Origin of the sequence: Kitasatospora sp. NPDC092286, assembly GCF_044755565.1 — a bacterium.
In the GTDB taxonomy this organism is placed as follows: Bacteria; Actinomycetota; Actinomycetes; order Streptomycetales; family Streptomycetaceae; genus Kitasatospora.
On the sequence record NZ_JBIVRD010000009.1, the window covers coordinates 193,058 to 206,197 of the forward strand.

The following is a 13,140-nucleotide window of genomic DNA, read 5'->3' on the forward strand; positions in this document are numbered from 1 at the left end:
GGGGGGGGGCCCGCCCGCCCGGGGGGGGGGGGGGGGCCCGGGGGGGGGGGGGGGGCGGCGGGGGGGGCGGGGGGGGGGGGGGCCGCGGCGCGGCGCGCCCCCCCCCCCCCCCGCCCCTCGTGGTGCTTGCACACTCCTGCGGGCGCCTCAGCGCCCGTTGAACGCGTCCTTCAGCCGGGAGAACAGCCCCTGCTGGCCGGGCGCGAACTGGCCGGACGGCCGCTCCTCGCCGCGCAGCACGGCGAGGCGGCGGAGCAGGTCCTCCTGCTCGGCGTCGAGCTTGGTGGGCGTCTGCACCTCGACATGCACTATCAGGTCGCCCCGGCCGCCACCGCGCAGGTGGGTGATGCCCCGGCCGTGCAGCGGGATCGACTGGCCGGACTGGGTGCCGGGCCGGATGTCGAGCTCCTCCAGGCCGTCCAGCGTCTGCAGCGGCACCTGGGTGCCGAGCGCGGCGGCCGTCATCGGGATGGTGACCGTGCAGTGCAGGTCGTCCCCGCGGCGCTGGAACACCGTGTGGGTGGTCTCGGCGATCTCGACGTACAGGTCGCCGGCGGGGCCGCCACCGGGGCCGACCTCGCCCTCGCCGGCCAGCTGGATGCGGGTGCCGTTGTCGACACCGGCCGGGATCTTGACCGTCAGGGTGCGCCGGGCGCGGACCCGGCCGTCGCCCGCGCACTCCGGGCACGGGGTCGGCACGACGGTGCCGAAGCCCTGGCACTGCGGGCAGGGGCGGGAGGTCATGACCTGGCCCAGGAAGGACCGGGTGACCTGGGAGACCTCGCCCTTGCCGCGGCACATGTCACAGGTCTGCGCGGAGGTGCCGGGCGCGGCGCCCTCCCCGCTGCAGGTGGTGCAGGTGACGGCCGTGTCGACCTGGAGTTCCTTGGTGGTGCCGAAGGCGGCCTCCTCCAGGGTGATCTCCAGCCGGATCATGGCGTCCTGGCCGCGCCTGGTCCGCGAGCGCGGGCCGCGCTGGCCGGCCGCGGCGCCGAAGAAGGCGTCCATGATGTCGGAGAAGCCGAAACCGGCCGCGCCCGCGCCGAAGCCGCCCGCGCCTCCGCCGCCGTTGGGCGAGAGAGGGTCCCCGCCGAGGTCGTAGACCTGACGCTTCTGCGGGTCGGAGAGCACCTCGTAGGCGGCGTTGATCTCCTTGAACCGCTCCTGCGTCTTCGGGTCCGGGTTGACGTCCGGGTGCAGTTCGCGCGCCAGGCGCCGGAACGCCTTCTTGATCTCGTCCTGCCCCGCATCCCGTCGGACGCCGAGTACCGCGTAGTAGTCCGTGGCCACCAAATGCTCCGCTTGTTCCGCCTGTAGTAGTGCTTGCGACTGGGTACCACCATCGGTCTGATGGTGGCTGTTCCTACGACTCGGCCAGGATCTGGCCCACGTACCGTGCCACCGCCCGCACCGCCCCCATTGTGCCCGGATAGTCCATCCGGGTCGGACCGATCACACCCAGTTTGGCCACGCTCTCGTCGCCCGAACCGTAACCGACGGAGACGACCGAGGTGGAATTGAGCCCCTCGTAGGCGTTCTCCCGGCCGATCCGGACCGTCATCCCCGCGTCGCCGGTCTCACCCAGGAGGCGGAGCAGGACGACCTGCTCCTCCAGCGCTTCCAGCACCGGCTGGATGGTGAGCGGGAAGTCGTGGCCGAAACGGGTCAGGTTGGCCGTGCCGGCCAGCATGATCCGTTCCTCGTTCTGTTCGGCGAGCGCCTCGAAGAGCGTCGCCAGGACGGTGACGACGGCCGGCCGGTCGGCCGCCTCGAAACCGGCCGGCAACTCCTCCAGCAGCCCCGGCACCTCGGGCAGCCGCTGCCCGACCGCGTGCGCGTTGATCCGCGCCCGCAGATCCGCGAGGAGGGTCTCGCCGACCGGGCCCGGGCAGTCCATCATCCGCTGCTCGACCCGGCCGGTGTTGGTGATCAGGACCAGCATCACCTTGACCGGGGCCAGCGCGACCAGCTCGATGTGCCGGACGGTCGACCGGGAGAGCGAGGGGTACTGGACCACCGCGACCTGCCGGGTGAGCTGGGCGAGCAGCCGGACCGTCCGGGCGACCACGTCGTCCAGGTCGACCGCGCCGTCCAGGAAGTGCCGGATCGCCCGCCGCTCGGGCGCGCTCATCGGCTTGACCTCGGCGAGCCGGTCGACGAAGAGCCGGTAGCCCTTGTCGGTGGGGATCCGCCCGGCGCTGGTGTGCGGCTGGTGGATGTAGCCGTCCTCCTCCAGCGCGGCCATGTCGTTGCGGACGGTGGCCGGGGACACGCCGAGGCTGTGCCGCTCCACCAGGGCCTTGGAGCCGACCGGCTCCTCGGTTCCCACGTAGTCCTGGACGATGGCGCGAAGCACCGCGAGCTTGCGGTCGTCCAGCTGACGGACCTCACCGGCCATGGGGCACGCACCTCCGTCTTCGCACGTTGTCCGTAGTGACATGTGTCCGTTCTGGCATGTTGCGGGCCGTTCTGGGAGGCCCCGGCTTTGGCACTCTGAACAGCCGAGTGCCAGAACCGTACCTGCCAGTGTAAGGCCCGGGTCCGACGGCAGGAACGGCCCGGCCCGAGTGATCCTGCGCGCAATATCCGGCGCGCGGGTGATGCCGAGGGCCCGTCCGGGTGGCAGCATCGAAAGCGAACGGCTAACGGAGGAGCAGCGATGTCGAGCTCGGGCCAGCACACGCGCTTCGCACCCGACCGCGGCCTGACCGGCCGCATGGTCGCGACGATGTTCGTGATCGGGCTGCTGTACGTCGGATTCACCGGCCTGCTGATCGTGCTGCTGCGCGGGGCCTGGCCACTGATCGTGCTGATCTCGGGCGGTCTCTTCGTGGCCCAGTTCTGGTTCAGCGACAAGATCACCGAACGGGCGATGGGCGCCCACCGGGTGAGCCCGGAACAGTATCCGCAGCTGCACGGCACCATCGACCGGCTCTGCGCGCTGGCCGACATGCCCAAGCCGCGGGTGGCGGTCGCCGACAACGACATGCCGAACGCGTTCGCCACCGGCCGCAACCCGCAGAACGCCGTGGTCTGCGTGACCACCGGGCTGCTGCGGCGGCTGGAGCCGGAGGAGCTGGAGGGCGTGCTGGCGCACGAGCTCTCGCACGTGGCGCACCGGGACGTGGCGGTGATGACCATCGCCGGGTTCCTCGGGGTGCTGGCCGGGGCGATGACCCGGATCGCGATGTACGGCGGGTTCATGGGCGGGGGCCGCAACAACAACGACTCCAACGCCGCCATCGCCGCGCTGATCATCCCGCTGGTGTCGATCGTGGTGTACGCGATCAGCTTCCTGCTCACCCGGCTGCTCTCCCGCTACCGGGAGCTGGCCGCCGACCGCGCCGCCGCCCAGCTCACCGGCCGGCCCAGCGCGCTCGCGTCGGCGCTGACCAAGGTGACCGGCCAGATCGCCGCGATCCCGTCCAAGGACCTGCGCCAGGCACAGCCGTACAACGCCTTCTACTTCGCCCCGGCGCTGAGCGCCCGGGAGACCGCCTCGCAGCTGTTCTCCACCCACCCGTCGCTGGAGCAGCGACTGGAGCAGCTGGCGAAGATCTCGGCCCAGCTGGGCCGCTGAACCACCTCGGGAAAGGACCGCCGTGGGATTCCTGGACGCCCTGTTCGGGCGCACCAAGCCCGTCAAGCCCGACCTCGACCAGCTGTTCGGGGTCCCCTCGGCGGCACTGACCCTGGAGGCGGCGACCGGCTTCCGGCCGACCGGTCTCGGCTCGGTCTGCTTCGCGGCCGTCGAGGGCGGGGCGTTCGGCGAGGTCGAACGGCAGGTGCGGGCGCTGCTGGACGCCGACACCGAGCGCGGCGGCGTCCCGGTGGAGGCCTCCAAGGACGGGTACGGCTACTCCTGGCTGCTCGCCCGGCACACCCCGGAGGAGCTGCCGGAGCTGGTCAACGACCTGCACGCGGTCAACAGCGAGCTGGAGGCGAACGGCTTCGGACCGCAGCTGCTCTGCTCGCTGGTGGCCTTCCGCGACGAGCGGGGGCAGTCGCTGGCGCTGGTCTACCTGTACAAGCGCGGCACCTTCTACCCGTTCGCGCCGATGCCGGGCGGCGGGGAGAAGCGGAACAGCCCCCTGGAACTGCAGGTCAACGCCATGCTCGGGAACGACCTGCGGCTGGAGAAGGACCTCACCCGCTGGTTCCCGGTCTGGGGCGCGCCGGGGCTCTGACCTCCCGCCGGCCCTCCGCCGGATTTCCCTATAGTCACCTTCCATGCGCAGCCACCAGTACGGACCCGACCTGACCCCGCCGTGGAAGCGGCAGCAGCCCGCCCCGGAGGTGTCCGCCGAGCGGGACCTGGTGGTGGAGGAGGCGGCGACCGGCTTCTGCGGAGCGGTGGTGCGGTGCGAGAAGACCGCGGAGGGCTTCACCGTCACCCTGGAGGACCGCTTCGGCAAGCACCGGGTCTTCCCGCTGGTGCCGCGCGGCTTCCTGCTGGAGGGCCGGCCGGTCACCCTGGTCCGCCCCCCGGCGGCCGCGCCCGCGCCGTCCCGGGCCCCCGGCCGCACCGCCTCCGGCTCGATCGCCGTCCCCGGCGCCCGGGCCCGGGTGGCCCGCGAGTCGCGCATCTACGTCGAGGGCCGGCACGACGCCGAGCTGGTCGAGCGGGTCTGGGGCGACGACCTGCGGATCGAGGGCGTGGTCGTCGAGTACCTGGAGGGCGTCGACGACCTGCCCGCCATCGTCGCCGACTTCGCCCCCGGCCCCGGCCGCCGCCTCGGCGTCCTGGTGGACCACCTGCTCCCCGGCACCAAGGAGCACCGCATCGCCGCCCGGGTCACCGGCGACGCCGTCCTGGTCGTCGGCCACCCCTACATCGACATCTGGCAGGCCGTGAAGCCCGCGAGCGTCGGCATCCCCGGCTGGCCCGGCGTCCCCCGCGGCGAGGTGTGGAAGGAGGGCGTCTGCCGCCGCCTCGGCTGGCCGGCGGACACCCCCGCCGCCTGGAAGCGCATCCTCGCCTCGGTGGACTCCTTCAAGGATCTGGAGCCCGAACTCCTCGGCCGGGTCGAGGAACTGATCGACTTCGTGACGCTGCCGGACTGACGACAAGCCGTACCGCGTTCGCGAACGCGTATATCCTGTTCGCGAAACGGATATACGCCACCGGGAGGTCCCCATGTCCCGCACTGTGATCGACCTGGACGACGAGGCGCTGGCCGACGCCGCCCGCTACCTCGGCACCACCACGAAGAAGGACACGGTCAATGCCGCCCTCCGCGAGATAGCGGACCGCCGGCGCCGCGCGGACGCGCTGGCCCGGATGCGGGAGATGGTGGCCGAGGGCGAGATCGACTTCTCAGCCATCGGCTACCCGGCCGGCGGTGACACGTCAGCGAGGTCGGCCGCGTGACCGAGGAGTTCCTGATCGACACCAGCGCGCTGGTCCGCCTGATGCGCGGCCAGACCGGCTCGGCCTGGGACGAGGCGGTGACCGCGGGACTGGTCCTGCTCTGCGAACCGGTCCGCCAGGAGTACCTGCGGGCGGTCGGCGGACGGGCCTCCTACTTCGAAGCGGCCGACCTGCTGCGTGAGCTCTTCCCGTACCGGCACCTGCGGGACAGCGCCTGGCAGGACGCCGCGGAACTCCAGCAACTTCTGGCGCAGTCGAGCAGGCACCAGTGCACCAGCCCGGTCGACCTGCTGGTCGCTGTCACGGCCGCCCAGCACAAGCTGACCGTGCTGCACCAGGACGCCGACTTCGAGACCATCGCCCAGCTCACAGGCCAGCCCGTCCGGCGGATCTGTTAGGTCCTGTCCGACAGGGGGCTACTCCACCAGGTCACGGACGACCGCGTCGGCCAGCAGGCGGCCCCGGAGGGTGAGGACGGCGCGGCCCCGCGCGTAGGCGGTGTCGGCGAGGAGGCCGTCGGCGAGGGCGCGGTCGGCGGCCTTCAGACCGGTGTCGGTGAGGAGGGTGAGCGGGATGCCCTCGGCGAGGCGCAGTTCGAGCAGGATGCGCTCGACCCGGCGGTCCTCGGCGGTGAGCAGTTCGCGGCCCTGGGCGGGGGTGCGGTGCTCGGCGAGGGCCCGGGCGTAGGCGGCCGGGTGCTTGGCGTTCCACCAGCGGACGCCGCCGACGTGGCTGTGGGCGCCGGGACCGGCCCCCCACCAGTCGGCGCCGGTCCAGTAGAGCTCGTTGTGACGGCAGCGCCCCTCGGGGGTGGTGGCCCAGTTGGAGACCTCGTACCAGGAGTACCCGGCGGCGGCGAGCGCCTCCTCGGCGATCAGGTAGCGGTCGGCGTGCACATCGTCGTCGATCATCGGCAGTTCGCCGCGCCTGACCCGGGCGGCCAGCCTGGTGCCCTCCTCGACGATCAGCGAGTAGGCCGAGACATGGTCGGGCCCGGCGCCGATCGCGGCGTCCAGGGAGGCCCGCCAGTCGTCGTCGGACTCACCGGGGGTGCCGTAGATGAGGTCCAGGTTGACGTGGTCGAAACCGGCCGCGCGGGCCTCGGCGACGCACGCCTCGGGGCGGCCCGGGGTGTGGTGGCGGTCGAGCAGCTGGAGCACGTGCGGGCGGGCACTCTGCATGCCGAAGGAGATCCGGTTGTAGCCGCCCGCGCGCAGCTCGGCGAGGTACGCCGGGTCGACCGACTCGGGGTTGGCCTCGGTGGTGACCTCGGCGCCGTCGGCGAGCCCGAACTCCTCGCGGATCGCGGCGAGCATCTTCACCAGGTCCCGGGCGGGCAGCAGGGTGGGCGTGCCGCCGCCGAGGAAGACGGTCCGCACCGGCAGGTCGGTGTCGCCCAGCACCCGCCGGGCGTGCCGGATCTCGGCGACCACGTTGTCCGCGTAGGTCTCCTGCGAGGCGACCGCGCCCGAGGAGCGCAGCTCGGTGGCGGTGTAGGTGTTGAAGTCGCAGTAGCCGCAGCGGCTGGCGCAGTACGGGACGTGCAGGTAGAAGCCGAAGGGCCGCGTCCCGAGTCCGGCGAGGGCGTGCGGGGGCAGGGAACCGTCGGACGGCACGGGTTCGCCGTCGGGAAGTGCGGAGGGCATGACCCCATTGTCCCGTACGGCTCACCCGACCGGGCGAGCCGTACGGCAGGGGCGGCTCAGGCCTCGTTGGCGCCCGCGTACATCTCGGCGACGGCGTCCGCGTACGTCCGCTCGACCACCGGGCGCTTGATCTTCAGGCTCGGGGTGAGTTCGCCGTGCTCGATGTCCAGGTCGCGCGGGAGCAGGGTGAACTTCTTGATCGTCTGCCAGCGCTGGAGGTCGGCGTTGAGCCGCCGCACGAAGCCGTCGATCAGCTGGCGCACCTGCGGATCGGCGACCACCTCGGCGTACGGCTTGCCGGCCAGGCCGTGCCCGGCGGCCCACGGCATGATCACCGACTCGTCCAGGCCGATCAGCGCGGTGCAGTAGTTGCGGCCGTTGCCGATCACCAGGATGTTGCTGACGAACGGGCAGACCGCCTTGAACCTGCCCTCGACCTCGCTCGGCGCGACGTACTTGCCGCCGGAGGTCTTGAACATGTCCTTCTTGCGGTCGGTGATCCGCAGGAAGCCGTCCTGGCCGATCTCGCCGATGTCCTCGGTGTGGAACCAGCCGTCCGGCTCCAGCACCTCGGCGGTCTTCTCCGGCAGGTTGTGGTAGCCGCGCATCACGCCGGGTCCGCGGAGCAGGATCTCGCCGTCCTCGGCGATCCGGACCTCGCTGCCCGGCAGCACGGTGCCGATGGTGCCGACCCGGACGTCCTCGGCACGGTTGACGGTGATCCCGGCGGAGGACTCGGTCAGGCCGTAGCCCTCCAGTACGGGCACCCCGATACCGGCGAAGAAGTAACCGATCTCGGGCGCCAGCGCCGCGCTGCCGGAGACCGAGCCGCGCATCCGCCCGCCGAAGGCGGCCCGGATCTTGGCGTAGACCAGCTTGTCGGCGAGCGCGTGCTGCAGCCGCAGGCCGAGCGGGGCGCTGTCGTGGCCGGTGGCGATCCGGCTCTCCTGGGTGGCGCGGGCGTAGGCGCGGGCCGTTCGCGCGGCCCACAGGAAGATCTTGTACTTGGCGCCGCCCTGGGCCCGCGCCTTGCCGGCGATGCCGTTGTAGACCTTCTCGAAGATGCGCGGCGCCGAGGCCATCATGGTCGGGCGGACGACCGGCAGGTTGTGGATGATCCGGTCGACCCGGCCGTCCACCGCCATCACGTGGCCGGTGGCGATCTGGCCGCAGATCAGGCTCTTGCCGAACACGTGCGACAGCGGCAGCCACATGAACTGCACGTCCTCCGTGCGCAGCAGCCGGCTGGCCTCCTGGGCCCGGCCCTGGTACGCCCAGCAGTCGTGCACCAGGCGCACGCCCTTGGGCCGGCCGGTGGTGCCGGAGGTGTAGATGAGGGTGGCCAGCTGCTCCTTGTCGAGCGCGGCGACGGTCTTCTCGATGGCGTCCGGGTGCCGTTCCAGGTACTCGGCGCCGAGCTGCTCCAGCTCGGCCAGGGTGAGCACGTTCAGCCCGGGGGTCTCCGGGACGGCGTCGGCCGGGTCGAACATGATCGCGGTGCGCAGCTCGGGGAGCTGGCCGATCTCGCCGACGACCTTGGCGAGCATGGTGTCGTTCTCGACGAACAGGGCTCTGGAGCCCGAGTCGGAGAGGATGTACGCCGTCTCGTCCGCGTTGGTGCTGGGGTAGACGGCGGTGGTGGCGGCGCCCGCGCACATGTTGCCGAGGTCGGCGATGATCCACTCCAGCCGGGTGGAGGCCATCAGCGCGACCCGGTCCTCCGGGCGGATGCCGAGCGACAGCAGGCCGGCGGCCACCGCGTGGACCCGGGTGGCGGTCTGCGCCCAGGTCACCGAGCGCCACTGTTCGGCGCCGGGGGTGCTGTCCGCCGCGTGTTCGTCGACCGGGACGGGGAAGCGGTAGGCCTCACCGCCCGGGGTGGCGGCGACCCGCTCCAGGAACAGGTGGGCGACGGAGGCGGGACGCCCGGCGACGATGTCGGCACTGCCGGAGCCGATCAGGGACTGCGCGGAACTCAACGAGGACCTCCGGTGGCGGGTGGCCGTCTGAGGGATTCGGGTGGCCGTCTGAGGGATTGTCGCGGCGCCCGTGGGGGCGGTCGCCGGCCCCCGGCCGACCGGACGGGTACCGGCGAGTAACAAGGGGGCTATCAGCAGCCTAGGGGGAAAGCCGCCATTCCGTAAGGGGGTGCGACCGGCCGGCACCCGAGCGGGCCACCGGCGCGGGGCACGACCGGGCACGCCCGGCCGTTCGGCAAAGGACTGGGCAAAGATCCGGCTCGCAAGCCCGGAATCGCCTTTGCCGGTCCACCGAAGAACGAGAATCGGGATGCGAATCCCACCGTCGACGACAAGAGTGTGCCAGTGCTCATCAGACTGCTCAGGGCGTACTTGCGCCCGTACTCCCGACCGATCGCCCTGCTGGTACTGCTCCAGCTGGTGTCGACCCTCGCGGCGCTCTATCTGCCGACGCTCAACGCCGACATCATCGACCAGGGGGTGGTGAAGGGGGACACCGGCTACATCCTTGAGGTCGGAGGGGTGATGATCGGGGTCACCCTGGCCCAGGCCGCCTGCTCGATCGGCGCCGTCTACTACGGCGCGCGTATCGCGATGGCCTTCGGCCGGGACCTCCGGGCCGGCATCTTCGACCAGGTGCAGAGCTACTCCGCCCGCGAGCTCGGCCAGTTCGGCGCCCCCTCGCTGATCACCCGGACCACCAACGACGTCCAGCAGGTCCAGATGCTGGCCCTGATGGCCTTCACGCTGATGGTGGCCGCGCCGATCATGTGCGTCGGCGGCATCATCATGGCGCTCAATCAGGACGTGCCGCTCTCCGCCCTGCTGCTGGCCGTGATCCCGGTGCTGGGCGTCGTCGTCGTGCTGCTGGTCCGCTCGCTGCGCCCGAAGTTCCGCAGCATGCAGGTGAAGATCGACACCGTGAACCGGATCCTGCGCGAGCAGATCACCGGCATCCGGGTCATCCGGGCGTTCGTCAAGGACGACCACGAGCAGGCCCGGTTCGCCCGCGCCAACGACGACCTGACCGGTGTCGCCATCCAGGTCGGCCGGCTGATGTCGTTCATGTTCCCGGCCGTGATGCTGGTGGTGAACGTCTCCAGCGTCGCCGTGCTCTGGTTCGGCGCGTACCGAATCGACAGCGGCGGGATGGAGATCGGCGGCCTGACCGCCTTCCTCTCCTACCTGATGCAGATCCTGATGAGCGTCATGATGGCCACCTTCATGTTCATGATGGTGCCGCGCGCCGAGGTCTGCGCCGAGCGGATCCAGGAGGTGCTGTCCACCGACTCCACCGTCGTCCCGCCCTCCGCGCCGGTCACCGAGGTGCTGCGCCGGGGCAACCTGGAACTGCGCGACGTCGAGTTCCGCTACCCGGGCGCCGAGGCCCCGGTGCTGCGCGGCATCGACATCACCGCCCGCCCCGGCGAGACCACCGCCGTGATCGGCTCCACCGGCAGCGGGAAGTCCACCCTGCTGGGCCTGGTCCCCCGGCTGTTCGACGCCACCGCGGGCCAGGTCCTGCTGGACGGCGTGAACGTGCGCGACCTCGCCCCCGAGGCGATCGCCGAGACCGTCGGACTCGTCCCGCAGAAGCCGTACCTCTTCTCCGGCACCGTCGCCAGCAACCTGCGCTACGGCCGGCCCGACGCCACCGACGAGGAGCTCTGGCACGCGCTGGAGGTCGCCCAGGCCAAGGAGTTCGTCGAGCGTCTCCCCGAAGGCCTGGACGCGCCCATCGCGCAGGGCGGCGGCAACGTCTCCGGCGGCCAGCGCCAGCGCCTGGCGATCGCCCGAGCCCTGGTCCGCAAGCCCGGCGTCTACCTCTTCGACGACTCCTTCTCTGCGCTCGACTACGCCACCGACGCCCGGCTCCGCAAGGCGCTCTCCCGGGAGACCGCCGACGCCACCGTGCTGATCGTCGCCCAGCGCGTCTCCACCATCCGCGACGCCGACCGGATCATCGTCCTGGACGAGGGCGCCGTCGTCGGCAGCGGCACCCACGGCGAACTGATGGCCGGAAACCCGACATACCGGGAGATCGTGCTCTCCCAGCTCACCGAGCAGGAGGCGGCGTGACCACCCCCGAGAAGGGCGCCCGACTCACGAAGGCGCCCGCGGCGGCCCCGGCCGGGCCCGCCAGCGACTCCCAGGCCGCGGCGGCCCGCCGCGGACCGGCCGGCCCCGGCCGGTTCATGGGCGGCCAGGGCGCCGAGAAGTCGATGGACTTCAAGAACTCCGGCAAACGGCTGCTCAAACTGCTGCGCCCCGAACGCGCCCTGCTCAGCGGCGTCATGGCCCTCGGCGTGCTCAGCATCGGCTGCGCCGTGACCGGCCCCAAGGTGCTCGGCCACGCCACCGACCTGATCTTCGCCGGCGTGATCGGCGCCCGCTTCCAGTCCGGCACCTCCAAGGAGCAGGTCGTCGAGGGCCTGCGCGCCCACGGCGACGGCGGCGTCGCCGACCTGCTCTCGTCGACCGCCTTCACCCCCGGCCAGGGCATGGACTTCGGCGCCATCGGCACCGTACTGCTCTGGGTGCTGGCGATCTACGCCGTCTCCGCCGCGTTCGGCATCGTCCAGGGACGACTCGCCACCACGGCGGTCCAGCGGGCCGGTTACCGGCTGCGCGAGGAGGTCGAGGCCAAGCTCTCCCGGCTGCCGCTCAGTTTCTTCGACAAGCAGCCGCGCGGCGAGGTGCTCAGCCGCGTCACCAACGACATCGACAACATCGGCCAGTCCATGCAGCAGACCATGGGCCAGGTGGTGAACTCGCTGCTCACCGTGGTCGGTGTACTGGCGATGATGTTCTGGATCTCGCCGCTGCTGGCGCTGATCGCCCTGGTCTCCGTCCCGCTGTCGGTGGTCGTGGCGGCCAAGGTCGGCAAGCGGGCGCAGCCGCAGTTCGTCCAGCAGTGGAAGTCCACCGGGCAACTCAACGCGCACATCGAGGAGATGTACACCGGCCACGCCCTGGTGAAGGTCTTCGGCCGGCAGAAGGAGTCCGCCGAGGTCTTCCGCGAGCACAACGAGGCGCTGTACAGCGCGAGTTTCCGGGCCCAGTTCATCTCCGGGATCATCCAGCCCGCGATGATGCTGATCGGCAATCTGCAGTACGTGCTGGTCGCCGTGGTCGGCGGGCTCCGGGTGGCCAGCGGCGCGCTGTCGATCGGCGACGTGCAGGCGTTCATCCAGTACTCGCGGCAGTTCAGCCAGCCGCTCACCCAGGTCGCCAGCATGGCCAACCTGGTGCAGTCCGGCGTCGCCTCCGCCGAGCGCGTCTTCGAGCTGCTGGACGCGCCCGAGCAGACCCCGGAGCCGGCCATGCCGGAGCGCCCGGACGAGGTGCGCGGCCGGGTCGCCTTCCAGGACGTGTCCTTCCGCTACGACCCCGAGAAGCCGCTGATCGAGGACCTCTCGCTGAAGGTCGAGCCCGGCCAGACGGTGGCCATCGTCGGCCCGACCGGCGCCGGCAAGACCACCCTGGTCAACCTGCTGATGCGGTTCTACGAGGTCAGCGGCGGGCGGATCACCCTGGACGGGGTGGACATCGCCGCGATGTCCCGCGAGGACCTGCGCTCCGGCATCGGCATGGTGCTCCAGGACACCTGGCTGTTCGGCGGCACCATCGCCGACAACATCGCGTACGGCTCCGTCGGGGCCACCCGCGAGCAGGTGATCGAGGCGGCCCGCGCCGCGCACGTGGACCGCTTCGTCCGGACCCTGCCGGACGGCTACGACACCGCGATCGACGACGAGGGCACCGGCGTCAGCGCCGGCGAGAAGCAGCTGATCACCATCGCCCGGGCGTTCCTGGCGCAGCCGTCGATCCTGGTCCTGGACGAGGCGACCAGCTCGGTGGACACCCGTACCGAGGTGCTGATCCAGCGCGCCATGGCCCGGCTGCGCACCGGCCGCACCAGCTTCGTGATCGCCCACCGGCTCTCCACCATCCGGGACGCCGACGTGATCCTGGTGATGGAGAACGGCTCGATCGTCGAGCAGGGCTCGCACGACGAGCTGATCGCCGCGGACGGCGCGTACGCGCGGCTGTACCAGGCCCAGTTCGCCGAGGCGGTGGCCGAGGTGGACTGACCGGTGGTGGGCGGGTGGCCGGCTCGTGGTGGGCCCGCGCCGCTTCGGTG

General features: G+C 71.6%; 11 protein-coding genes. 7 read left to right on the top strand and 4 right to left on the bottom strand.

What is annotated here, in order from left to right:
- Window positions 1-147: 147 nt before the first annotated feature.
- Window positions 148-1,290 (bottom strand): molecular chaperone DnaJ, encoded by a 1,143-nt coding sequence (gene dnaJ / locus ACIQIB_RS12040; protein ID WP_363607486.1) that lies wholly within the window; start codon window positions 1,288-1,290, stop codon window positions 148-150.
- A 73-nt stretch (window positions 1,291-1,363) separates the two neighbouring features.
- A complete protein-coding gene (gene hrcA, locus ACIQIB_RS12045; RefSeq protein WP_363607487.1) occupies window positions 1,364-2,398 on the bottom strand; it encodes a heat-inducible transcriptional repressor HrcA in 1,035 nt (344 codons plus the stop codon).
- 261 nt (window positions 2,399-2,659) lie between these two features.
- On the opposite strand from hrcA, the gene htpX reads away from it, so the two are divergent.
- The 5 genes from htpX (at window position 2,660) to ACIQIB_RS12070 (ending at window position 5,769) form a co-directional block, all read left to right on the top strand.
- On the top strand, window positions 2,660-3,580 hold the full coding sequence (htpX, locus tag ACIQIB_RS12050) for a zinc metalloprotease HtpX (RefSeq protein ID WP_363607488.1): 921 nt from the start codon (window positions 2,660-2,662) through the stop codon (window positions 3,578-3,580).
- Window positions 3,581-3,602: 22 nt separating this feature from the next.
- Window positions 3,603-4,187 (top strand): hypothetical protein, encoded by a 585-nt coding sequence (locus ACIQIB_RS12055; protein WP_363607489.1) that lies wholly within the window; start codon window positions 3,603-3,605, stop codon window positions 4,185-4,187.
- Between the two features lie 43 nt (window positions 4,188-4,230).
- The gene (locus ACIQIB_RS12060) at window positions 4,231-5,064 is read left to right on the top strand and encodes a DUF3097 domain-containing protein (RefSeq protein WP_363607490.1); all 834 of its coding nucleotides are present in this window, start codon (window positions 4,231-4,233) and stop codon (window positions 5,062-5,064) included.
- 73 nt (window positions 5,065-5,137) lie between these two features.
- A complete protein-coding gene (locus ACIQIB_RS12065; RefSeq protein WP_363607491.1) occupies window positions 5,138-5,371 on the top strand; it encodes a type II toxin-antitoxin system VapB family antitoxin in 234 nt (77 codons plus the stop codon).
- Complete coding sequence (locus ACIQIB_RS12070; protein ID WP_363607492.1) at window positions 5,368-5,769, top strand: PIN domain nuclease; 402 nt, start codon at window positions 5,368-5,370, stop codon at window positions 5,767-5,769. The genes ACIQIB_RS12065 and ACIQIB_RS12070 overlap by 4 nt, the downstream gene beginning before the upstream one ends.
- An 18-nt stretch (window positions 5,770-5,787) precedes the next feature.
- On the opposite strand, the gene hemW is transcribed toward ACIQIB_RS12070, so the two are convergent.
- Together hemW and ACIQIB_RS12080 are read right to left on the bottom strand one after the other, a co-directional pair.
- Window positions 5,788-7,017, bottom strand: a complete 1,230-nt coding sequence (hemW, locus tag ACIQIB_RS12075; RefSeq protein ID WP_400651993.1) for a radical SAM family heme chaperone HemW — start codon at window positions 7,015-7,017, stop codon at window positions 5,788-5,790.
- A 56-nt stretch (window positions 7,018-7,073) separates the two neighbouring features.
- On the bottom strand, window positions 7,074-8,996 hold the full coding sequence (locus tag ACIQIB_RS12080) for an AMP-binding protein (RefSeq protein WP_363607494.1): 1,923 nt from the start codon (window positions 8,994-8,996) through the stop codon (window positions 7,074-7,076).
- Between the two features lie 345 nt (window positions 8,997-9,341).
- On the opposite strand from ACIQIB_RS12080, the gene ACIQIB_RS12085 reads away from it, so the two are divergent.
- Together ACIQIB_RS12085 and ACIQIB_RS12090 are read left to right on the top strand one after the other, a co-directional pair.
- Entirely contained in the window at window positions 9,342-11,075 is a 1,734-nt protein-coding gene (locus ACIQIB_RS12085; protein WP_363607495.1) for an ABC transporter ATP-binding protein, read from the top strand.
- Window positions 11,072-13,090 (top strand): ABC transporter ATP-binding protein, encoded by a 2,019-nt coding sequence (locus ACIQIB_RS12090; RefSeq protein WP_400651989.1) that lies wholly within the window; start codon window positions 11,072-11,074, stop codon window positions 13,088-13,090. Before ACIQIB_RS12085 ends, ACIQIB_RS12090 begins: the two co-directional genes overlap by 4 nt.
- Window positions 13,091-13,140 lie beyond the last annotated feature (50 nt).

What these genes read in the sequence shown, in the direction of transcription:
- hrcA (WP_363607487.1), bottom strand. Translation starts at nt 2,398, where the DNA reads ATGGCCGGTGAGGTCCGTCAGCTGGACGACCGCAAGCTCGCGGTGCTT.
- htpX (WP_363607488.1), top strand. Translation starts at nt 2,660, where the DNA reads ATGTCGAGCTCGGGCCAGCACACGCGCTTCGCACCCGACCGCGGCCTG.
- ACIQIB_RS12060 (WP_363607490.1), top strand. Translation starts at nt 4,231, where the DNA reads ATGCGCAGCCACCAGTACGGACCCGACCTGACCCCGCCGTGGAAGCGG.
- ACIQIB_RS12065 (WP_363607491.1), top strand. Translation starts at nt 5,138, where the DNA reads ATGTCCCGCACTGTGATCGACCTGGACGACGAGGCGCTGGCCGACGCC.
- hemW (WP_400651993.1), bottom strand. Translation starts at nt 7,017, where the DNA reads ATGCCCTCCGCACTTCCCGACGGCGAACCCGTGCCGTCCGACGGTTCC.